2 protein-coding genes are annotated in these 1,993 nt (G+C 70.7%); one reads left to right on the forward strand and one right to left on the reverse strand.

The features are described 5' to 3' along the window. A partial coding sequence (locus Q1K57_RS12365; RefSeq protein WP_300083121.1) for a hypothetical protein occupies positions 1–731 on the reverse strand: 731 nt, incomplete at its 3' end. A gap of 276 nt (positions 732–1,007) precedes the next feature. Between Q1K57_RS12365 and Q1K57_RS12370 the strand changes: the two genes are divergently transcribed. Continuing rightward, a complete protein-coding gene (locus tag Q1K57_RS12370; protein ID WP_300083123.1) occupies positions 1,008–1,829 on the forward strand; it encodes a hypothetical protein in 822 nt (273 codons plus the stop codon). Positions 1,830–1,993 lie beyond the last annotated feature (164 nt).

Genomic DNA, 1,993 nt, shown 5'->3' on the forward strand with positions numbered 1-1,993 from the left:
TAGTACGGGTGGTCACCTCCGCGCAGCAGGACGACAGCCCGGTCGACGTCGCCGTCGTGATCGGCCAGTTCCAGCTGCATGCGGTCGATCTCGCTGCGGTAGGGGTCGGCTGCCGGTCCACCGCCGCCCAAGCTCGCGACACCCGCGCGGTAGGCGTCCCAGGCGGGCGCGTCGAACGCATGGGCCACGGCGTCCAGCGTGAGCGACGGCCATCCGCCGTGCTCGACCCGGAAACTGACCACCCACCGGGCGAGGCCGACCGGGTCGGGGTGCCCTTCGACCGCGCGCCCGAACAGCGCCGACGCCCGTTCGGCCACTTCGAGCAGGGCGTCGGCGTTGTCGGCGTCCCGTGCCAAGTCGCCGAGCCGGGTGAGTAGGTGCTGGAGTACTCGTCTCACCAGGGGGTGGGCGCCGCCGTCGAGGTGCCGCTCCAGTTCGTCGACGGACGCCTCGACTCCTTGGACGCCGTCGTCGACGTCTTCGTAGAAGGGGTCGTGGTAGTCGAGGTCGACTCCGGCCAGCGCTGCGTCGACGGCGGCCAGGAGTTCGGAGGCGGTCGGTTCGTCCTCGGGTGTGGCGCGCAGCTGCAGCGATCGCATGGCCTCGGGGCTGTACCCCGCCATCTCGAGTACCAGCGACTGCAGCGCATCACGGTCCATCGAGCGCAGGAACCGCTCGATGTCTGGCGTGACCGGATACCGCTCGCCGCGGAGCCCGATCACGTTCTTCACCCGCCGATTATCGCGAACCGTCCGCACGCGGCCTTGCGCCGTCCGCGTCGTTGCTTCCGTGACGCGCCAGGCCGACTTTTCACGCGCTGGCGCATCACCAGCCTCTGGCAGGGCGTGTCAGGGGCTACGCGGGGCAACGCGGGGCCGACTAGGCGCTTTGGTCGGTGTTGGCCGCGTCGTGGGTCGCAGTTCGATGCCGCGAAGCCCTGTGGACTACGAAAGGAACAACGTCCGATTGGTGATCTTCCTGCATACCCACGCGGAAGGACCACGGCCATGAACATCACCGAGATGTTGGGTTTGCAGGACGAGCGGATGGCGTCCGTCGTCAAGGAACACTGGGCGGAATGGGTCGCCATCGAGCCCCGGCTGGAGGTGGTCGAGGACCCGGCCCGGCTGGACGACTGGAGGCGAGCGGCCGAACCCGCGTTGGCCAACGGCGTCCTGCTCGGCCTGGCCCGGCTGGCGGCCTTCGACGGCGCCGACGACCGCGACGCAGCGCTGGTGCTCGCGTGGCTCCTCCTCCCGACCGCGCTGCGCGTGCGCCGCCGGTTGGGGCTGGCCGACGATCGGGTCGACGAGGTGCTGGCCGCGCAGTTGTGGGTGGAGGTCCGCGGGCTGCCGTGGCGGCGTCCGCACTGGGTGGCCGCGAAGGTCGCCGGTCAGCTGCGTGAAGGCGTGCTACTTGATTGCGGGGCACCCACGCACCACATGCCCCACCGGCTTTCGATGGTCTCGCTGGGCCCCGTCGACCCGGCCGACGATCGGCTCCTCGAGGACGACGACGCGGCAGCCGAGTTGGCCGAGCTGCTCGCCTGGGCGTGCGCCGAGGACGTCATCACCGACGAGGACCGGGAACTGCTGGTGAGTCTGATCGAGGCCGCGAAGACCCTCCAGGCCGATGGTCATGCCCGCGAGGGCGGAGTTGCCGGCCTGTCGAGCCGCCAGCTGAGCGCCGTCGTGGCCCAGGAGTGGGGCGTGTGCGCCCGGACGGTGCGGCGTCGCACTGCTCGCTGCGTGGCGGCCCTCAGCGGAGCCGCCGGCGAGTATCTGAACGCCCTCTCTGACTGTCCACCGATGAGGGGCGCGGGCCGTTAGGGATGGCGGAGGTGATGCCGAGATGACCAGCACCCCGGCCGAGGTGGCCGCCCTGTTGAAGATCGCGGCCATGGAGCCGGAGACCCTGGACGACCTGGACGGCTGCCTGCGCAGGCTCCGCGACGTGCAGAAGGCCAGACGTGAGCTGGCCAAGGTGCCCCCGG

Source organism: Propioniciclava sp. (assembly GCF_029977985.1).
Lineage (GTDB): Bacteria > Actinomycetota > Actinomycetes > Propionibacteriales > Propionibacteriaceae > Propioniciclava.